Genomic DNA, 19,432 nt, shown 5'->3' with positions numbered 1-19,432 from the left:
AATATTCAAGGTATTTGCTTATTTTTTATACCATACTTTTTTAATGTAAATTCCACGAAATCAATAGTCTCATCATTTATGTCTTGTAATGAATTTGCCCAGCCAAGTTTTTGAAGAGCTTCTATGATAATTTGCTTTATATCGTGGGCTTCTTCATTTTGTTTTTCATCTAAATATCCTGCAGCTATGAGCATTTGTTCTTTATCAATCTTTAGACCTTCTGCCAATTTAACTACTGTATATATATCTGGATTTTCGATTCCATGGTCTCCACCTTTTTCTATTCTAGATATTGTTGTGTTACTCAACGCTGTAATAGTAGATAATTTTCTTTGGGAATATCCTCGTAATTCACGTATTCTTTTTATGTAATTTCCAAATGTTTCAGAAGAATTTTTTAATAATTTATTTTCTATAATGCTCATCTCCTTTAATAAAATTACAAAATAATTGTATCATAAAATATCAATAACATGTAATATTATACAAGAAATAGTTGCATTATATAAAATATATGTTATATAATGTTTATATAGGGTGACACATGAAATAAAAAGGAGTTGTTTTTATGAGTTCAAGAATAAAGGATAAAAAAATAGAAAATATAGTATCTATGTACTATGCTGATATGCAAAATGCTGAAGCATATGAAAGTAAGGTAAGATACTACAATGAAAATAAACATAGGATGAAGCGTGATTTTACAAAGGAAATACAGGATATAAAAGAAATAGTGTCAGAGATAAGATTTAAAAATAAACATTTAGAGGAAATTATAAATAGTCTTGCACCAGAAGAAAAGAAATATGTAGAACTGAAATATAAGTGTAAATTTAGTGTTACACAAATAGAAGATAAAATGTATATTAAGGATAGAAGCTATTATAGAATTAGAAAGAAAATTTTAAATCACTTAGATTCAGCATTATATCTAAACTGATAGGAGGGTAAAAATGAATGATAGTATAGAGGATATAGTTTATAAAGCAAAGTGTGGAGATGATGAAGCTAAAAAATTTATTATAGAGTACAGTACCAAATACTTGAACAAGATATTAAATTATTTTTATAGGAATAACAGAAATTTACCTAAAGAGGATCTTAAACAGGATGGAATAATAGGCATAATCAAGGCGATAAATACTTATAACGAAGATAAAAATGTAAAATTCTCGACACATGTTTACAATACTATACAGTATACTTTAATATCACAAATAAAAAATAAGTATACGTTTATAAAAATTCCTGAACATGTAGTATCAAAGATAGTAGTTTTTAAAAAGAAAAGAGAAGAACTACAAAGAGATGGATATCCAGAAGAAGTTATATGTGGCAAAATGAAGATGAATTTTAATGAATATAAACATATGATACAATTGGTTGATTTAAATAATGTGTTATCTTTAAACTTAGAAGTGTCTAAAGATGAAGAAACAGAATTTTTAGAAAATCTAATATATGAAGATATAAACTATAGAAGGGTTGATGACAGGTTGTATCTTGAGTTCTTACAAAACAAAATAAAAGTTAAACTGTCAGATCTAGAGAAAAGCATTTTAATAAAATCGATATTATATAATAGGTCAATAAAAAATATATCAAAAGAGATTAATATATCACCAAAAAAAATATCTGAGATAAAGTATGTTGCGTTAAAGAAAATAAAAATTAAAGGAATGTAGGCGTTGACTTCAAAAATCGTTGGTAGTATAATTGTAAGAAAATTATTAATTGTTAAAAACTTAGAAGAGGAAGAGTATGTAATGAGAATTATACAGAGAGTAAGAGTTGGTGAAAGCTTATAAATTTGAGTTGCAGAAGGTAGCCTTGGAGTTACGGATTTGAACGGAGTAGGATTCGTCGGTTTTGCCGTTATTTAATGAGTAAAATACTAGCTGTTGTTGGGGAGAATTATTCAACAGTTTATTTAATAAGATGGGTGGTACCGCGATTAGACTTCGCTCCATTAGGAGTGAGGTCTAATTTTTTTATAAATTAAAATAATATTTAGGGGGCTTTTTAATGTCAGAATCATACGTTTTTTACGAAGGTAATATTGTAAAGGAAAGTGAGGTGAAAATAAGCATAAGATCTAAAGTATTCAATTATGGTCTTGGATGCTTTGAAGGTATCAGAGCTTACTTTGATGAGGATAGCGGTCAACTTTATGGTTTTAAGTTAAGAGAGCACTATACTAGATTTCTTCAATCATGTAAATCATTAAATATAAATATAAATTATACTGTTGAAGATTTGAGTAAAGCTACTGTTGAGCTCTTAAAGAAAAATAATTTTAAGCAAACAACATACATAAGACCTATTGCATATAAGGGGGCTGATAGCATAGGTCCAACTTTAGCTGATGATGATAATAGAGTACTTATTTACTGTCAACCATTAGACAAGTATGCTGGAAAACCAGAATTAAGTGTATGTGTATCTTCATGGAGAAGGTTAGAGGATAATATGCTTCCTCCAAGAACAAAACCTATAGCTGCATATCTTAACTCAGCATTAGCATCACTTGAAGCTGCGCAAAACGGATTTGATGAAGCATTATTTTTAACAAACACTAACCATGTTTGTGAAGGACCTGGAGAAAATGTATTTATTGTTAAAAAGGGAAAGTTAATAACACCTCCACCTTCTGATAACATTCTTGAAGGAATAACAAGAGATTTAGTTATGAAACTTGCAAAAGAGGAACTTGGAATAGAAGTAGTTGAAAGAAGTATAGCAAGAACAGAACTCTATGCTTCAGATGAAATGTTCTTTAGTGGAACGGCTATGGAGGTTACACCTATTGTTAAAATTGATAATAGGGTTGTAGGAGATGGAAAACAGGGAGAAGTATGCAAGAAAATTAAGAACTTATTCTTTGAAGTTGCTACTGGTAAAAATGATAAATACGCAGATAGCTGTACTCCTGTTTATTAATATAAGGCAAAAAATTGCAGTGTGATATAATTCACACTGCAATTTTTTTATGCAAATTACAGATATTTAGCGAATAATAAAATAGCATAAATAGCGCACATTATAAATTAAATTATAAATAAATTCAACATTTTATTAATAAATTATTAATAAAATGTTGAATAAATAATAAAACTGTGATATCATTATGTAAAATAACAAACGTTACATAATATGTAAACTTTACAAGGGGGAATTCTTATGTTTAAGAAAAAAATTGCTTTAGGACTTACTGCATTAATGCTAACTAGTATTTTTTCAGCATGTGATGCTAGTGCAGGTGGAAGTTCTAGTGGAACTATTAAAATTGGTGTAGTTGTTCCACTTACAGGTCAAATTGCAGCTTATGGAACATCCGCAAGAAATGGTCTTAATTTACTCCAAGCAGAAGTTAATAATAAAGGAGGAATTAATGGAAAGAAGGTAAAATTTATTTATGAAGATGATGAAAATAAACCTGCATCTGCTGTAAATGTTGGTCAAAAACTTATAAATGATGATAAAGTAGCTGCAATAATAGGACCGCTTACAAGTACTTGTGCAAATTCTCTTGCACCGATAGCACAAAGAAATAAAGTACCTATGGTTACGGGAACAGGAACTAATCCTAAAATTACTCAAGCAGGAGATTATATTTATAGAACTTGTTTTATTGATCCATTTCAAGGTACAGTTGTTGCTAAATATGCAAATAAAAATTTAAAAGCAAAGACCGCAGCAATTTTATATGATAATGGAAATGATTATTCAAAAGGCCTTGCAGAATATTTTGAGAAAGCATTTAAATCATCAGGAGGTAAAATTGTTGATTCTGAAACATATAACACAAATGATCAAGACTTTAACGCTCAACTTACAAAAATAAAACCGAAAAATCCAGATGTTTTATTCTTGCCAGATTACTATGCTACTGTTGGTATGATAGCAAAACAGGCAAGAGATCAAGGAATTAAAGCTACTTTTTTAGGTGGCGATGGATGGGATTCTGCTGATTTATTTAAGGTTGGTGGTGACGCTGTAGATGGTGCATGTTTTTCAGATCATTATTCAGCTAAGGATACTTCCGCTGAAGTTACAAAGTTTATAGCTAGCTATAAGAAAAAGTATGGTAACACACCTGATGGGATGGCAGCTTTAAATTATGATGCTGGAAAAGTATTAATTCAATGCATTCAAAAAGCTGGCAAAACAGATGGTGAAAGTATAAAAAAAGCTTTAAAAACTTATAGTGGTACTGTCGTATCAGGCAAAATAAAATTTGATAAAAATAGAGATGCGGTAAAAGCTGCAGTAATATTAAAAGCTAATAGTAAGAACAAGGATTTTGATTTTATAGAAAAGGTACAGCCTTAGAGTTAATAAAATTTAGAAATGAGGTGTATAGCAAATGGAATTTTTACAACAGGTTATAAATGGACTTGCACTGGGAAGTGTATATGCACTTATTGCCATAGGCTATACCATGGTGTATGGCATAATAGGACTTATAAACTTTGCCCATGGTGATATATATATGATGGGGGCTTTCTTTGGGTTCTTTGCAGCAACAATTTTCAAACTACCATTCATACCAACTCTTTTAGTTGGTATGATAGGAGCAGGTATTTTAGGAATTTTAATTGAGAAAATAGCATATAAGCCACTTAGAAACTCCCCCAAACTGTCACTTCTCATAACTGCTATTGGAATGTCACTTCTTTTAGAGAATGGAAGCAGATTAAACTTTATTTTTGGACCAGACTACAGAACTTATCCTTCAAAGCTTTTGCCTGAAAAAATAATTCAAATTGGCGCTTTAAGGTTAAATTCACTTCATCTGCTTATTATATTGATTTCAATTTTACTTGCAGTAATTCTCCAAATAATAGTTTTTAAAACTAAGGTTGGTAAAGCTATGAGAGCAACTTCTTTTGATAAGGATGCAGCTGCGTTAATGGGCATAAATATAAACAATATAATTTCTGTTACCTTTGCTATAGGTTCTGCACTTGCAGGTGCCGCTGGAGTTTTAGTTGGTATTTTATATTCAAGAATTGATCCATATATGGGAATAATGCCAGGGCTTAAAGCGTTTGTTGCAGCAGTGCTTGGCGGAATAGGAATAATTCCAGGGGCAGTTCTTGGTGGAATTATAATGGGAGTAGCTGAAACTTTTACAAAGGTTTATATTTCATCTAAACTTTCAGATGCAATTGCCTTTACTATTTTAATAATAATCTTGCTCATTAAACCTTCTGGAATTTTGGGTAAAAAAGTTAATGTGAAAGTGTAGGTGACTAGAATATGGTTAAAAGCAGTTTTAAGAGATTAGGAATATTTATTTTAGCTTCTTTAATAATATTTGTAGTTTTTTCATTACTTATATATAAAGGAATATTAAGTGCATATTACGAAAGGATACTTATATTAATATGCATAAATATAGTTTTAGCCTTAAGCTTAAACTTAATACTAGGCTTTACTGGTCAGTTTACCTTGGGTCATTCAGGTTTTATGTCAATAGGAGCCTACACATCGGCAATGATTACAATAAAACTTAACTTGCCATTTCCACTAGCATTATTAAGTGGAGGAATTTTAGCAGCAATTATAGGATTTTTAATAGGAATTCCAACTTTAAAACTAAAAGGAGATTACCTTGCAATTACGACTTTGGGGTTTTGTCAGATAATAGTTGTAATTATTCAAAACATACCTCAAATTGGTGGAGCTCAAGGACTTACAGGTATTCCGGGAAAAACAAATTTTGCGTGGGCTTTCTTTATTATGATTGCAAGCATAATTGTAATTTACAATATAGTACACTCTTCTCAGGGAAGAGCCATGATTTCTGTTCGTGAAGATGAAATAGCAGCGGAGGCCATGGGTATTAATACTACAAAATATAAGATAATGGCTTTCGTAGTTGGTGCTTTTTTGGCTGGTATTGCAGGAGGAGTATACTCTCATTATATGATGTATATAGAACCACAGTCTTTTAATTTTTTAAAGTCTACAGATTTTGTTGTGTATGTGGTATTAGGTGGTATTGGAAACATTCCAGGATGCATATTATCCACCATTGTACTTACTTATTTGCCTGAAGGACTTAGGGGTTTTGGAGACTTAAGAATGGTTATATATCCAATACTTCTAATTGTAATAATGATATTAAATGCAAAGGGAATGTCACCTTCAAAACTGTTAAGAAGAAAAAGTAAAAGGGGGAATTATAATGCCACTGCTTAATGCTAGTAATCTTACCATGAAATTTGAGGGACTTGTAGCAGTAGATGATTTTTCACTTAATATAGGTGATAATGATCTTATAGGGCTTATAGGCCCTAACGGTGCAGGAAAGACAACAATATTTAACATGTTAACAGGGGTTAGAACACCTACCTCAGGCACTATAGAGTTTAATGGAGAAGATATTACAAATATAAAACCATATGAAATAACAAAGAAAAAAATAGCAAGGACTTTCCAGAATATACGTTTGTTTAACGAAATAACTGTATTAGATAATGTTAAAATATCTTTTAATTATCAAATTAAATATAATTTACTTCATTCAATTTTGAGGCTTCCTAGCTTTTTTAAGGAAGAAAAAGAAATTGAAAAAAAAGCTTTAGAGCTTCTATATATTTTTAAATTAGATGGAAAAAAGTATGAAAAGGCAAAAAATTTGCCTTATGGAGAACAAAGAAAATTAGAGATAGCAAGAGCTTTAGCAGCTAACCCTAAACTTTTGTTACTTGATGAACCAGCTGCTGGCATGAATCCACAAGAAACTAGGGAACTTACGGAACTGATTAAATGGATAAGAGAAAGATTTAAAATTTCTATATTATTAATAGAACATGATATGAAACTTGTAATGAATTTATGTGAAAGAATAGTTGTTTTAGATTATGGCAAAAAGATAGCTGAAGGAACACCAACAGAAATAAAATCAAATCCTCAAGTTATAACTGCATATTTAGGAGAGGAGGATATGGATGCTTAAAATTAAAGATTTAAATGTTTATTACGGAGCGATACATGCTCTTAAAAATATAAATATGGAGGTTGATGAAGGGGAAATAGTAACTTTAATAGGGGCGAATGGAGCGGGAAAAACATCTACACTTAGAGCTATATCTGGGTTGGTTAAAGTAAATTCAGGAGAGATTAATTTTGAAGGAAATGCTTTGAATTTAATGCCAAATTATAAAATACCCCATCTTGGGTTATCACATGTACCGGAGGGAAGAAGAATTTTTTGTAACTTAACAGTTATGGAAAATCTTGAATTAGGTGCGTATATAAGAAAAGATAAAAAAGGAATACAAAAAGATTATGATAATGTCTTTGATAAATTTCCAAGACTTAAAGAAAGGACTAAACAGATGGCCGGAACATTAAGTGGAGGAGAACAGCAAATGCTTGCCATGGGAAGAGCTCTTATGATTAAACCTAAAATATTGCTGCTCGATGAGCCTTCCATGGGGCTTGCACCTTTAGTTGTTAAGGATATATTTTCTATAATCAAAGATATAAATGAGGCAGGAACTACAATTTTACTTGTAGAGCAAAATGCACGTATGGCTTTATCTATAGCTGACAAAGCTTATGTAATTGAAACTGGTAATATTACCATGGAAGGAGATGCTAGAGAATTATTAAATAGTGACTCTATTAGAAAAGCTTATTTGGGAGAGTAGTTAAAATAACTGCTGCAGGTTTATTTATATGCAGCAGTTATTTTAACAAATATTTTAATCTATTTCTTATAAGAACTATTGAAAAATTGGATTATTTGAGTTAAACTTAACTTAGAAAATGCAAGTGATAATGATTATCTCATGATAAGGAGGGATAGCAATGAAAAAAGTAGTTCTATTAAGACATGGCGAAAGTGAGTGGAATAAAGAAAATAGATTTACAGGTTGGGCAGATGTAGATCTTTCAGATAAGGGTATAGAAGAAGCTAAAAAAGCAGGTCAAGTATTAAAAACAGAAGGATACACTTTTGATATTGGATTTACTTCTGTGCTTAAAAGATCAATAAAAACCTTATGGTATGTGCTTGAAGAAATGGACTTACTTTGGATTCCTGTACAAAGATCCTGGAGACTTAATGAAAGACATTATGGTGCACTTCAAGGACTAAATAAGTTAGAAACAGCTAGAAAGTATGGAGAAGAACAAGTTTATAAATGGAGGAGGGATTCAGGAATATTTCCTCCATCACTAAAAAAAGATGACAAAAGATACCCTGGCTTGGATATAAAATATAAGGATTTAAAAGAAGAAGAAATACCATTAACTGAAAATTTAAATACTACAATAGAAAGAGTAATCCCTTATTGGAAAAATGTAATTGTACCTATAATTAAATTAGATAAAAGGGTTGTAATTGCAGCACATGGAAATAGTTTAAGAGCACTTGTTAAATATTTAGATAATCTTTCAAACGAAGAAGTAACAGCATTAAATATACCCACAGGAGTTCCATTGGTATATGAACTTGGTGATGATTTGAAACCAATTAAACACTATTATTTAGGGGATTTAGAAGAGATAGAGTTGAAGACACAAGCAGTTGCAAATCAAGGTAAAATATAATAGATACACCAAAAATCAGGATGAAGTTAAAAACTTAATCCTGATTTTTTTATTTTGTAAGATAAAAAGTTTTATTAACATAATTAAAATTATGTTAATAAAAAAATTGTAAACTAAAATAATATAAAAAAACTTTCTGGGAAAACTAAAAAAAGTGATTAAAAGAAATTTTTATTACGGAGATGAGAAAAGTGAAGAATAATTTTTTTAAAAAAGTTATTAGCACGATTCTATGTGTAACACTACTTCTAATTTTAGTTGGCTATAGTAATTATTTTAAAAAGTCAGCTCTTAAATTTAAAGCTGATGGTACCTTTAAAATCATTCAATTTACAGATGCTCATTTAAATTCAAAAATTAATAATAAAACTATAAAGCTTATGAATGATATTTTAGATGAAGAAAAGCCGGATTTAGTCGTACTTACTGGAGATAATATTGATGGACGTTATTGTAATTTTAGTCAAGCTATTAAGTGTATTTCTAATATATCTAAACCTATGGAAGATAGAAAAATACCATGGGCAGTTACACTTGGAAATCATGACACGGAACACGATGGTATTGGAAGAGCAGAAATGATGAGAATTTATTCAGACTATAAATATAATGTTGGAAAAATCGGCGATTATAATATATCGATAAAAAAATCTCATGGAATAGGAACAGCATTTAATATTTATATGATGGATTCAGGAAGCTATAGCTTAGGTGGATATGGGTATATAAATCAAGATCAAGTTAATTGGTATTTAAAGACCGCTTTAAAACTTAAAATAATTCATCATAATGCTCCTTCAATTATGTTTTTTCATATTCCACTTCAGGAATATAAAAATGTTTCAAAGGCATCAAAAGTTGTTGGGGAATACAATGAAGATGAATGCGTACAATCAGCTAACGCTGGAATGTTTCATGCTTTAGCAAAAATGAAAGATGTTAAAGGGGTATTTGTAGGACATGATCATAACAATGATTATATAAGTAAACTAAATGGAATAATTTTAGGGTATGGTAGATGTACAGGATATGATGCCTATAGCAAAAAAAATTATGATAGAGGTGCAAGGGTTTTTCTCATAAATGAAAATAATCCTAGTGAATTTAAAACATGGATTAAATTATATAAAAATATAAGATAATTAAGAAAAACAACATATAAGAAATATTAGAGACATTTAATATTTCACTTTTTAGTAACTAAATTAATTGGATTTTTAATCCGACTAAAGATAAACAATCATGGTAGTAGAAATTTACTTAAGCTTAGAATATAAAGCAAGGCAAATTTTTACCATTAGGATATTTATCTGTAAGCTATATACAAATTTATTGTATATGGCTTTTATTTTACAAAAAATTACAAATAATTAAGGAGGAATAATTAAAAAAATGACGATTGAAAAGGTGGATTTTAATGCTAAGCATTACAGTTATGAGGCAGAAAAAGTAATATCAAATTATATTTATGAAAAGATTAAGGACAAAGAAGAAATTGTTATTCTATGCACTGGGACAACCCGTATTATTGGTGATGCACTTGGACCAATTACTGGGACATTTTTAGAAGAAAATAATGTTGAAAATGTATATGGTAATCTTCAGAAACCTGCTGATGCAACAAATTTATCTAAAGTGGTAGAAGAAATAAAAGCTAGTTATTCAAAACCATATATTATTGTAGTAGATTCTGCAGTAAGCTTAGGAACTTCTTATTTAATGGGAAAACCTGAATTTTTAAAAAGCATAACTGTGGAGGATAAAGCTATAACAGTTAGATCATGGGATACTAAAAATGCAATGCCTGTTGGAGATATTGGTATAACAGCTATAGTCGCTTATGGGTGGTACTATAATTTTCAAAAAAAGATGGAAAATGCTGACTTAGCCATTATTTACAATATGTCAAAAATAATAGCTAAATCTATAAAATCTGCATTGTGCAAGAAGGCAGCATTATAAAAGATTAAAATAACTGCATGTATTAACTTCATGCAGTTATCCTAAAAGAGAAAGGATGAAATTCATCATGAATAATGGATATTTAAGTGTATATTATTATGAAGCAACTGCTGCAAAGAAAATAGAGAAGTTTATCAAAACATATAAACAAGACAGCAGTGACATAGTAATATTGTGCATAGGATCAAGTAATTCAAATGGATGGTCTATGGGTCCAATTGTAGGTTCTATGCTTAAGGATAAAGGAATATTAAATGTATATGGTACTCTAGATAAAACAATAGTTGAAGATAACCTTATGAAAAATTTATTTCAAATAAAGATAAAATATAAAAATCCATTTATAATTGCTGTAAGTTCAGATCTTGGTGATATAGATGATATAGACAGCATAATACTTAAAAATAAAGCTTTAAATTCAGAACTTTTACACTCATTTAAGGTAGGTAATTTAAGTATAAAAGGGATTGTAAACCAATTAGATTATGAATGTTTGTATCAAATGAAAAAAGCTGATTTATGCAGCGTCTATTATATGGCAAAAACAATATCAAAAGGTATTGAAAATGTGGTAAATAGTAGGTAATAATTTCAAATAAGAAATGGTGGGTTTATCCTGCCATTTCTTATTTTATCATATAAAGCCATTAATATTTAAAAATTTAATAATTTAATAATTTAATTGTAAATTACTATAGAATATAAATCTTATGCATTATATAATTTAATAAAATACTAATGCAAGGGTGGCTATAAAATGGAAAAGAGAGTATTACTTACTGAGAATATTGAAAAAGATGGCATAGAATATCTTGAGAAAATGGGATATGAAGTAAAAGTAGCACGTGGAACCTCAGAGGATATACTTGTAGAGGAAGTTAGAGATTGTGATGCTATGTTAGTGCGCATGGCTAATATAACTGCAAAAGTTATACAAGCTGGTTGCAAGTTAAAAGTTATATCGAAATTTGGAGTAGGAGTAGACAATATTGATGTTGAAGAGGCAACAAAACAAGGAATACAAGTTACAAATTCAGCAGAGTCAAACAATAATACTGTTGCAGAATACACTATTGGCCTTATTTTAGCTCTTTCAAAAAAGTTTTTCTTATATGACCATGAACTTAGAAAAGGTAATTTTGGTATAAGAAATAGCTTGGGCATTGATCTTAAGGAAAAAGTAATTGGAATTATTGGGGCAGGAAGTATTGGAAAGTTAGTAGCTAAAAAAGCTGTACTTGGGTTTGGAATGAAGGTAATAGAATTAAAAAGACATAAGGATTTTGAACCAGAAGATGGAATTAAGTATACTTATGATATAGAATACTTGCTTAAAAATTCAGATTTTGTAAGTTTGCATGTACCTCTTACTGAAGAAACTTCAAAATTAATAGGGGAAAAAGAAATATCTATTATGAAACCAGAAGCATTTTTGATAAATACAGCAAGAGGGGGAGTAGTGGATAACGAAGCACTTGTTAATGCACTTTTAAATAATAAAATAGCTGGAGCAGCTGTTGATGTATATGAAGGAGAGATTCCGTCTAAAGATAATCCACTTTTTAAGCTAGACAACGTAATTGTTACGCCACATACAGCAGCGCATACAATTGAAGGTATGCAAAGAATGTCTGTTCATCCTGCCATTGGAATACATGAAGTTTTAAGTGGAAAGAGGCCTTCATGGCCAGTCAATGATGTAGAGGAGATGAAAAAATGATTTATGATCCATTAAGTTATAGATATAGTTCAAATAGAAATGTAATATATGGAACAAAGGGAATGGTTGCTACGGGACAACCACTTGCTGCACAAGCTGGGTTAGCAATATTAAAGGAAGGTGGAAATGCAGTAGATGCGGCCATAGCTACAGCTGCTTGTCTTACTGTATTGGAACCAACAGCTAATGGAATTGGAGGTGATGCTTTTGCAATAATATGGATTAAGAATAAGATGTATGGGCTAAATTCAAGTGGACCAGCTCCAAAGAATCTTTCTTTAAATGAATTGCTTGACAAGGGTTATAAGGAAATTCCTAAAGATGGATGGATACCTGTAACAGTTCCTGGAATTCCTGCTGCTTGGTGTGAACTATCAAAAAAATTTGGGAAATTACCACTTTCAAAGGTTTTAGAACCAGCTGTTGATTATGCTGAAAATGGATATCCTTTGGCCCCAGGGACAGCAGAATATTGGTATAAAAGTGTAAAGCGCTTTTCAAAATGCAGTGGTAGTGAGTTTAAATATTGGTTCGATACATTTACGAAGGATGGAAAAGCACCTAATGCTGGCGAAATTGTTAAGCTTAAATATCATGCTAAAACTTTAAAAAGTATTGGGGAGACTTATGGCAAAGATTTTTATTGTGGAGAAATTTCCGAAAAATTAGATGAATTTTCAAAACAATATGGTGGTTATATTAGAAAAAGCGATTTAGAAAATTATAAACCTGAATTCGTTAAACCTGTTAGCATAAATTATAGAGGATATGATATATGGGAACTTCCTCCAAATGGCCAAGGCATAGTAGCATTAATGGCTTTGAATATATTAAAAGGATATAACTTTACTGAGAGGGAAAGTGTAGATACATATCATAAACAAATAGAGGCAATAAAAATAGCCTTTGGTGATGCACGTAAAGTCATAGCGGATGGGAGTACTTATGATATAAATAAATTATTGAATGATGCTTATGGAGAGGAAAGGAGAAAATCAATACAGGAAAACGCCGTTGTTCCTAATGAAATTAAAGATTTGAGAAATCTTAAAGGAGGTACAGTGTATTTATGTACTGCTGATATGGAAGGAAATATGGTTTCATATATACAGAGCAATTATGCTGGATTTGGATCGGGAATTGTTGTGCCAGAAACGGGAGTGGCCTTAGCAAACCGTGGAAATTGTTTTTCGCTTGATCCAAGTCATCCTAATTGTGTAGTAGGCGGCAAAAGACCATATAATACTATTATTCCTGGTTTTATAACAGAAAACGGAAGAGCTGTAGGTCCTTTTGGAGTTATGGGAGGGTTTATGCAGCCACAAGGACATGTTCAAGTCATAATGAATATGATTGATTTTCATATGAATCCTCAAGAAGCACTTGATGCACCAAGGTGGCAGTGGATTTCGGATAAAAAGGTATTGATTGAGAAGGAGTGTGCCAAAAATTTAGATTTTCAGCTTATACGTAAGAATCATGACATAAAAATTGAAATTGAAAAAGGTGCCTTTGGTAGGGGACAAATCATATTAAAGGATAAAAACAATGTACTATGTGGTGGAACAGAAAAAAGAACCGATGGTCAGATTGCAGTATGGTAATAATAAAAAATGCAGCAGAATAAACTTCACTGCATTTTTTATTTTACGCTATGTTTTAAGATATTTATTTTAATTAACATATAAATAATTGTATAAACAAATTTATTTTGCTTTGCAACTTATTTATTTTGGCTATTTTTTAGCTAACTAACTGTATATAAGTGTTTATTCACCTATATGCGGTTTTTTTTGTACAAAAAATTAAGAAAAGAGGTTTAAAGTTATGGAAAGAAAAAATGAAGAAATTAACGAGAAAAAGGAGGAACTTTATAAGCTTATAAAAAAATATGGTATTAAGAATTATGAAGTGTTATTAAAATCAAAAGAAATTAATGATGACATTAACAAAGAAATGAGAAGGAAAATTAATATGGAATTTCAGTTAAAAGTTTTTAGCGATAAAAATATTATATGGCTTCAAAGTAAGAATTATTCAATTATATATAAGGATTGTAAGGTTTATATTGGTTTAATAGCTAAAAACGATAATACTTTATGGTTTGGATGCATTAATAAGATCTTTTCTACAACTAAGGAAGCTTTTAATTACTTAATAGGTGAACTTGAACATAGAGAAGAAAATAACTTGATTTTATAATTTAATTAAAAAGGAAAGCTTTTAAGCTTTCCTTTTTTAATAAGGTTGTGTTTCAAAATATAGTTTTTAATAAAAAAGGTTCCACTGGGGAACCAAAGTAAAGTTGAATACCATTCTATTAAATTTTACATAAAGATTTATAAAAAATCAAATAAAATCATGTGATTTTACAATCCATTAATAAAAATAATAATTATGTGCTTCTAGTTCCTGTGTAAAAGTTAAAAAAGTACACATATAAGCATAAAAAAGGTGGCATAAAAATGGTAAGATACATGGGTTTCAAATATTATACAATAGTATCGAACTTAAGAAAACTTTAATTTGAATAGGAAATAAAAAATTTAATTAGTAAGCTTTTAGGGGGAATTTCATTGAATAAAACAGATATTATTAAAATGTATTTTGACGAAGGGAAAAAAATACAAGAAATTGCTATTATGATTGGCAGTACAAAACAGAATATATATAAATGCATAAAAAGTGATTCTAGATATTTAAAGGAAGCTGCTAGAAGAAGAGAAGAAAAATCCTTAAAAATCTTTAAAAAATCAGAACAAATTATAAAACTATATTATGAAAATCATAAAAAGGTTTTTGAAATTGCTAAAGAAGTTAAATTGAGTAATTCAGCCATTACATATGTTATAAAAAATGATAAACGATATAAGTTTGAAAAGGAAAGACGAAAGAGAGAAAGTTTAAAAAGAAACAGAGAACTTTCAAAAAAGATTAAAGCTGAAAAAAGAAGTAACTCCAAGGATGATATAATTATGAGTAATTTAAAGTTATTACAAATTCAAAATGCTATATCTATGTCTAGAACACGTAAGATATCAAATGTTGGAATTGTGGACATTAATTTAAGTCATTATAAGTTTAACAGCAAAAAACAAAAACTTGAATTTGATAAATCCTGTGGTGATAGGCCATTTGATTTGCCTAAAAATATAGGGATACATTCTTTTAAAATATATGAGGGGAAAACATATGAAAAGAATAAGGTATGATAATTAGGATAAAGCAAGGAATTTTACAGCAATTCCTTGCTTTGTTTTTTGTGTAGAGAGAAAGTGGTTTAAATGTTTTTTATGAGGAAAAGAGGTGAAACATTAATTGGAAAATATGAAAGCAGGTGATTTTATGAATATACAACCTGTATCGCCAGAAGTGGCCAGCAGTAAGTTAGTTACTGTCGTTATGATGCTTTACAATTTTTTAACTCCAATTATATATCCAATAGCACTTTTAGGATATGCAGCTGCATTTATTTTTCTTATAGGTGGAGCACTACTACACAGCAAGACCATAAAGAAAATGGCAGCGGCAGACTTTGGAGTCATAACATTAGCATTAGTATTTTATTACTTTATGCCAGTATTTATAGGACTTTTAAAGAGCCTTACAAATGTGGTTAAGTAGGAAGGAAAGGTGATTTAGATGATTAAGGAAAAGTTAAAGAAGGTTAATGAGAAAACAAAAAAGATTTGGTTAAAGGCAAGCAAAGTTGCAGTTTCAGCAGGAATATTTATTATGACAAATCCTATTTGTGCTTTTGCTAAAGATGCAACTTTTACATCAGGTAGTAATTCTTCTGATAGTTCAGGAGGAACCACATCAACTCAAATAACTACACAAACTCCAACAGATGTTGCTAGTGCAATATTTAAAGCTAATAAAGGAATAGCCGCAGCTTTTGGTGGTGCACTTGTAGGAATAGCTGTAGTTGTTATAGGTATTAAAATGCTTATGGCAAGTAAAAAGCAGGAAGCAAGATCAGAAGCTATGGATTCGGTGTTAACTGTAATTATTGCAGCGCTTTTACTTGGAGGTTTTGCAGTATTTGCTGGTCTATTCTGGGGAATGGGTCAATAAAGGAAAAGAGCAGGAAACTGCTCTTTTTTTATAAGGAAGGAATGGTTTTATGAGGTATTTTCAGGTACCTTTCAATATAAATGATGAGGACAAAATTATAGGTGGCTACATGTCCCTAAGGCAATTTGGATGGATTATTTGCGCCGGGACTATAGTTGCACTTGTGTTTTTAGGAGATAGAAGTTACATGACTATCCATAAAAGCACCACTGGTTCATCAAGCATAACCTTTAATTATATAGGTCTTACTATAAGGCTTATTATATCAATTGTAGTAGTGGTATTTTCAGCTTTATGTGCCTTTTTTAAGGTGGATGATACCTATAATTTTGATAGTTACTTAATTAAGATGCTTAAATTTAAGTATAGAAATAAAACATTTAAATATGAAAAGTAGAGAGAAGGTGTGAAAGTGGTTTTTATAGGAATAGTATTTCCAGTGCTTGCAGGTATTTTTATGCTTTTTGTAGTTATTTACACGAGAAAGAGTAAGAAACCTAAGGTTAAAAAAAGTAGTAACGGAGACCAGCACGAAAAAGGTGATTATGAACAGAGGCTTGATAGAAACGCTTTAAAAAAGCTTATGAATATAAAGGAAATAAAGAATAACAAAATATACATGAGAAATGGAGCAATTAGAGTTAACCTTGGCATATCGTCTCCAGATTTTGAACTTTTAACGGATGAAGAGCAGACGACTTTTGAAAATTGTCTTATAATGTGTGCTCTATCGCTTAATTTTCCGGTTATGTTTCATACAACTTTAAAGAAAATGGAAATAAAAGAACCAGCGGAGCAAGTTGAAAGAACTATGAACAGCAGCGATACTGCAATTTCAGATGGTCTTAAAGATTACTGCTCCCAGCTTTATACTGCATATAGGAAGATGGAAGATGAAAAAGGTGTCTTTGTAAGGAAGAGCTTTTGCACTGTAGGCGCATATCTTCCAGGTAGAGACGAAAAAAAGGTACTTAATGAACTTCAATCAAGAGTTGACAATATAGCAGGAGGACTTTCAAGAGCAAGAATGAAAGTCAATCTTTTAAATTCTGAAAGTACAGCTCAAATTTTTGCGGATTTATTTAATAGAGGGAAGAATATAAAAGTACGTGAACTTGAAAAGGCTGGAGTATTTGATTTGTATAGTGAGGGGGTAGGACAGGTTGTTGAAATTGATGAAGAATAGAAGTAATTCTAATAAACGAGGAATGGAAAATAAAAAGAATGATAATATAAATTCTCAAGGTAATGTTCAGGAGGATGCCGAATTAACTGAAGAAAATAACTTCTTTACTAGGGGAACACTAAATATATTAGATCTAATATCACCGGATGGAATAATTGAAGGTAAAGATTATATGTATATGGGTCCCAAAAAATACTGTAGGGTATATGCAATTATTGGATTTCCAAGAAATATGGCTGTTGGATATCTTAATGAACTTTTTCAGATAGGAAACATCGATGTTACAACCTATGTTGAGAATATACCGGATTCCAGTGTTATAAAAAGGCTTACATCTAAATTCAGTCAGTATATGAGTAATATTAATCTTCAACTGAAGCATGGTTACTCCATAGATTACGGTATGAAGCTTGCAGCTGAAGACTTAGACGATATGAGAGCAAAGATACAGACCAATACAGAAAGAATGTTTTATGCCCAGCCAATAGTTTTGTTATGGGGTAAAAATCCAGCGGATCTTGATGATAGAGCAGAAATGTTTGATACAATTTGTGCAAGAAAATCTCTTGTAGCTAAATGCCTTGTGGGTGATCAGCTTAAGGGTTTTTTAACTGGTATGCCATATTTAGATGTAAAGTATACTGGAGGATTTAGAAATATGACGACAGGCTCTATTGCAAGTCTTATTCCTGTTGGAAACACAGAACTTTGCCATAAAAATGGAATATTCTATGGAGAAAATTTGTTTACGAAATCTCCAATTGTCTATGATGAATTTATAGGAGCACCAACACTTACAAATCCTCATACTTTTGTTTCAGGCACAACTGGTGCTGGTAAATCAGTATTTTTAAAGCTTAAAGCAGGAAGATGTGCAGCAGCAGGAAGGTGGACAATCGTACTTGATCCTCAAGAAGAGTACCGATCGTGGATAGAACATCTAGGAGGTCAGTATATTCAGCTTAAACCAGGAGTTAAATCTGGAATAAATCCTTTTGAACTTGAAGTTGAAGAAGATGAAAACGGCAAAAGAAAAATAGACATATATGGAAAACGTTCAGAAATAATAGAGATGATATCTATATTCTCTGAAAAGTTTAGAAATGGTATGCCGCTTCAAGGTGAGGAAATTACAGCAGTAGATGAATGCGCGGCGGAGCTTTATGAAAACTTAAAAATAACTGAGGAACCAGATACTTTGTATGAAGAGAAGAGTTATGAAAAAAACGAACAATTTTATACAGGAAAAGTTAAGAAGGACTTACCAACCCTAAGTGATCTAAGAAATGCACTTATAGTTAAAAATGAGAAACTTCAATCAGAAGGAGTAAAAGAGCTTATTGAAGTTATGAAGATGATAACCGGTGATGGTCCAATGGCTATGTTTGATTGTAAATCCTCAATAAATTTAAACAGCAGGATAATTGCAATAAGTTATAAACACCTTACAGATGAATTTACTAAATTTTATGCAATGATAAACAGCCTTTCATGGATATGGACAACCTTCTCAAATTACAAATATAAAGATATTCAAAAGGAAGTTATAGTTGATGAAGGTCATTTATTTGCAAAGTTTGAAAGATCGCTTCATTTTCTTGAGCTTATAGCAAGGCTTGGAAGAAAATTAAAAATAGCGTTAACGCTTGCAACACAGTTTATGCAGGACTTTATAGGAAGTAAACAAACTGAAGCCATAGTAAATCTATGTGGAACTAAAATACTTCTAAAACAGGATGGGGCAGTAGCTAAAAAGGTTGCAGAATTTTTAGGCTTATCTTCAAGATGTGAGCAGCTTATGACAACCTTTATATCGGGACAAGCTATACTTCTTTCAGAGCAGGAACTTGTTTTAATGCATGTAAAGCCATTTGATTTTGAATGGGACTTTGTAAAAACATCATAAAGGAAGTGAAAAA

General features: G+C 30.6%; 22 protein-coding genes and 1 other annotated feature. Of the genes, 21 read left to right on the top strand and 1 reads right to left on the bottom strand.

The window, feature by feature from the left end; translation table 11 throughout:
• Window positions 1–5 precede the first annotated feature (5 nt).
• Entirely contained in the window at window positions 6–425 is a 420-nt protein-coding gene (locus tag LQK79_RS00355; protein WP_231015001.1) for a helix-turn-helix domain-containing protein, read from the bottom strand.
• Window positions 426–568: 143 nt separating this feature from the next.
• Here LQK79_RS00355 and LQK79_RS00350 point away from each other — a divergent pair, with 143 nt between their 5' ends.
• The 21 genes from LQK79_RS00350 (at window position 569) to LQK79_RS00250 (ending at window position 19,419) form a co-directional block, all read left to right on the top strand.
• Window positions 569–940, top strand: coding sequence for a sigma-70 family RNA polymerase sigma factor (locus LQK79_RS00350; protein WP_231015000.1), 372 nt, complete (start codon window positions 569–571; stop codon window positions 938–940).
• Between the two features lie 13 nt (window positions 941–953).
• Window positions 954–1,685, top strand: a complete 732-nt coding sequence (locus LQK79_RS00345; RefSeq protein ID WP_231014999.1) for a sigma-70 family RNA polymerase sigma factor — start codon at window positions 954–956, stop codon at window positions 1,683–1,685.
• A gap of 52 nt (window positions 1,686–1,737) precedes the next feature.
• Window positions 1,738–1,972, top strand: a binding site (T-box leader).
• Window positions 1,973–2,025: 53 nt separating this feature from the next.
• The gene (locus tag LQK79_RS00340; RefSeq protein ID WP_231014998.1) at window positions 2,026–2,940 is read left to right on the top strand and encodes a branched-chain amino acid transaminase; all 915 of its coding nucleotides are present in this window, start codon (window positions 2,026–2,028) and stop codon (window positions 2,938–2,940) included.
• A 240-nt stretch (window positions 2,941–3,180) separates the two neighbouring features.
• Window positions 3,181–4,332 (top strand): ABC transporter substrate-binding protein, encoded by a 1,152-nt coding sequence (locus LQK79_RS00335; protein ID WP_231014997.1) that lies wholly within the window; start codon window positions 3,181–3,183, stop codon window positions 4,330–4,332.
• A gap of 34 nt (window positions 4,333–4,366) precedes the next feature.
• The gene (locus tag LQK79_RS00330; RefSeq protein WP_231014996.1) at window positions 4,367–5,251 is read left to right on the top strand and encodes a branched-chain amino acid ABC transporter permease; all 885 of its coding nucleotides are present in this window, start codon (window positions 4,367–4,369) and stop codon (window positions 5,249–5,251) included.
• 11 nt (window positions 5,252–5,262) lie between these two features.
• Window positions 5,263–6,207, top strand: a complete 945-nt coding sequence (locus LQK79_RS00325; protein WP_231014995.1) for a branched-chain amino acid ABC transporter permease — start codon at window positions 5,263–5,265, stop codon at window positions 6,205–6,207.
• Window positions 6,194–6,967 (top strand): ABC transporter ATP-binding protein, encoded by a 774-nt coding sequence (locus tag LQK79_RS00320; protein WP_231014994.1) that lies wholly within the window; start codon window positions 6,194–6,196, stop codon window positions 6,965–6,967. The genes LQK79_RS00325 and LQK79_RS00320 overlap by 14 nt, the downstream gene beginning before the upstream one ends.
• Window positions 6,960–7,664: an ABC transporter ATP-binding protein gene (locus LQK79_RS00315; RefSeq protein ID WP_231014993.1), complete on the top strand. Its 705-nt coding sequence runs from the start codon at window positions 6,960–6,962 to the stop codon at window positions 7,662–7,664. The genes LQK79_RS00320 and LQK79_RS00315 overlap by 8 nt, the downstream gene beginning before the upstream one ends.
• 160 nt (window positions 7,665–7,824) lie before the next feature.
• Window positions 7,825–8,568, top strand: coding sequence for a 2,3-diphosphoglycerate-dependent phosphoglycerate mutase (gene gpmA / locus LQK79_RS00310; RefSeq protein ID WP_231014992.1), 744 nt, complete (start codon window positions 7,825–7,827; stop codon window positions 8,566–8,568).
• A gap of 191 nt (window positions 8,569–8,759) precedes the next feature.
• Window positions 8,760–9,710, top strand: a complete 951-nt coding sequence (locus LQK79_RS00305; RefSeq protein ID WP_231014991.1) for a metallophosphoesterase family protein — start codon at window positions 8,760–8,762, stop codon at window positions 9,708–9,710.
• Between the two features lie 250 nt (window positions 9,711–9,960).
• Window positions 9,961–10,530, top strand: a complete 570-nt coding sequence (locus LQK79_RS00300; protein ID WP_231014990.1) for a DUF1256 domain-containing protein — start codon at window positions 9,961–9,963, stop codon at window positions 10,528–10,530.
• A 67-nt stretch (window positions 10,531–10,597) separates the two neighbouring features.
• The gene (gene yyaC / locus LQK79_RS00295; protein ID WP_231014989.1) at window positions 10,598–11,116 is read left to right on the top strand and encodes a spore protease YyaC; all 519 of its coding nucleotides are present in this window, start codon (window positions 10,598–10,600) and stop codon (window positions 11,114–11,116) included.
• A gap of 171 nt (window positions 11,117–11,287) precedes the next feature.
• Window positions 11,288–12,250, top strand: a complete 963-nt coding sequence (locus LQK79_RS00290) for a hydroxyacid dehydrogenase (protein WP_231014988.1) — start codon at window positions 11,288–11,290, stop codon at window positions 12,248–12,250.
• Window positions 12,247–13,854, top strand: coding sequence for a gamma-glutamyltransferase family protein (locus tag LQK79_RS00285; RefSeq protein WP_231014987.1), 1,608 nt, complete (start codon window positions 12,247–12,249; stop codon window positions 13,852–13,854). The genes LQK79_RS00290 and LQK79_RS00285 overlap by 4 nt, the downstream gene beginning before the upstream one ends.
• A gap of 223 nt (window positions 13,855–14,077) precedes the next feature.
• Complete coding sequence (locus LQK79_RS00280) at window positions 14,078–14,452, top strand: Spo0E family sporulation regulatory protein-aspartic acid phosphatase (RefSeq protein WP_231014986.1); 375 nt, start codon at window positions 14,078–14,080, stop codon at window positions 14,450–14,452.
• A 374-nt stretch (window positions 14,453–14,826) separates the two neighbouring features.
• Window positions 14,827–15,462, top strand: coding sequence for a helix-turn-helix domain-containing protein (locus LQK79_RS00275; protein WP_231014985.1), 636 nt, complete (start codon window positions 14,827–14,829; stop codon window positions 15,460–15,462).
• Between the two features lie 106 nt (window positions 15,463–15,568).
• Complete coding sequence (locus LQK79_RS00270; RefSeq protein ID WP_231014984.1) at window positions 15,569–15,874, top strand: hypothetical protein; 306 nt, start codon at window positions 15,569–15,571, stop codon at window positions 15,872–15,874.
• Between the two features lie 18 nt (window positions 15,875–15,892).
• Window positions 15,893–16,327 (top strand): hypothetical protein, encoded by a 435-nt coding sequence (locus LQK79_RS00265; RefSeq protein ID WP_231014983.1) that lies wholly within the window; start codon window positions 15,893–15,895, stop codon window positions 16,325–16,327.
• Window positions 16,328–16,376: 49 nt separating this feature from the next.
• Window positions 16,377–16,724 (top strand): PrgI family protein, encoded by a 348-nt coding sequence (locus LQK79_RS00260; protein WP_231014982.1) that lies wholly within the window; start codon window positions 16,377–16,379, stop codon window positions 16,722–16,724.
• A 15-nt stretch (window positions 16,725–16,739) separates the two neighbouring features.
• A complete protein-coding gene (locus tag LQK79_RS00255) occupies window positions 16,740–17,513 on the top strand; it encodes a hypothetical protein (RefSeq protein WP_231014981.1) in 774 nt (257 codons plus the stop codon).
• The gene (locus LQK79_RS00250) at window positions 17,491–19,419 is read left to right on the top strand and encodes a VirB4 family type IV secretion system protein (RefSeq protein WP_231014980.1); all 1,929 of its coding nucleotides are present in this window, start codon (window positions 17,491–17,493) and stop codon (window positions 19,417–19,419) included. Before LQK79_RS00255 ends, LQK79_RS00250 begins: the two co-directional genes overlap by 23 nt.
• The last annotated feature ends 13 nt before the right edge of the window (window positions 19,420–19,432 follow it).

Origin of the sequence: Clostridium guangxiense, assembly GCF_021043395.1 — a bacterium.
Taxonomy (GTDB): domain Bacteria; phylum Bacillota; class Clostridia; order Clostridiales; family Clostridiaceae; genus Clostridium_S; species Clostridium_S guangxiense.
This window is presented reverse-complemented; position numbering and strand designations above follow the sequence as displayed.

Excerpts from the sequence above, each read along its gene's own strand:
- LQK79_RS00280 (WP_231014986.1), top strand. The coding sequence starts at position 14,078 with ATGGAAAGAAAAAATGAAGAAATTAACGAGAAAAAGGAGGAACTTTAT.
- LQK79_RS00335 (WP_231014997.1), top strand. The coding sequence starts at position 3,181 with ATGTTTAAGAAAAAAATTGCTTTAGGACTTACTGCATTAATGCTAACT.
- LQK79_RS00320 (WP_231014994.1), top strand. The coding sequence starts at position 6,194 with ATGCCACTGCTTAATGCTAGTAATCTTACCATGAAATTTGAGGGACTT.
- LQK79_RS00350 (WP_231015000.1), top strand. The coding sequence starts at position 569 with ATGAGTTCAAGAATAAAGGATAAAAAAATAGAAAATATAGTATCTATG.
- LQK79_RS00325 (WP_231014995.1), top strand. The coding sequence starts at position 5,263 with ATGGTTAAAAGCAGTTTTAAGAGATTAGGAATATTTATTTTAGCTTCT.
- LQK79_RS00345 (WP_231014999.1), top strand. The coding sequence starts at position 954 with ATGAATGATAGTATAGAGGATATAGTTTATAAAGCAAAGTGTGGAGAT.
- LQK79_RS00290 (WP_231014988.1), top strand. The coding sequence starts at position 11,288 with ATGGAAAAGAGAGTATTACTTACTGAGAATATTGAAAAAGATGGCATA.
- LQK79_RS00300 (WP_231014990.1), top strand. The coding sequence starts at position 9,961 with ATGACGATTGAAAAGGTGGATTTTAATGCTAAGCATTACAGTTATGAG.
- LQK79_RS00315 (WP_231014993.1), top strand. The coding sequence starts at position 6,960 with ATGCTTAAAATTAAAGATTTAAATGTTTATTACGGAGCGATACATGCT.
- gpmA (WP_231014992.1), top strand. The coding sequence starts at position 7,825 with ATGAAAAAAGTAGTTCTATTAAGACATGGCGAAAGTGAGTGGAATAAA.
- LQK79_RS00340 (WP_231014998.1), top strand. The coding sequence starts at position 2,026 with ATGTCAGAATCATACGTTTTTTACGAAGGTAATATTGTAAAGGAAAGT.
- LQK79_RS00355 (WP_231015001.1), bottom strand. The coding sequence starts at position 425 with ATGAGCATTATAGAAAATAAATTATTAAAAAATTCTTCTGAAACATTT.
- LQK79_RS00330 (WP_231014996.1), top strand. The coding sequence starts at position 4,367 with ATGGAATTTTTACAACAGGTTATAAATGGACTTGCACTGGGAAGTGTA.
- LQK79_RS00285 (WP_231014987.1), top strand. The coding sequence starts at position 12,247 with ATGATTTATGATCCATTAAGTTATAGATATAGTTCAAATAGAAATGTA.
- LQK79_RS00265 (WP_231014983.1), top strand. The coding sequence starts at position 15,893 with ATGATTAAGGAAAAGTTAAAGAAGGTTAATGAGAAAACAAAAAAGATT.
- LQK79_RS00260 (WP_231014982.1), top strand. The coding sequence starts at position 16,377 with ATGAGGTATTTTCAGGTACCTTTCAATATAAATGATGAGGACAAAATT.
- yyaC (WP_231014989.1), top strand. The coding sequence starts at position 10,598 with ATGAATAATGGATATTTAAGTGTATATTATTATGAAGCAACTGCTGCA.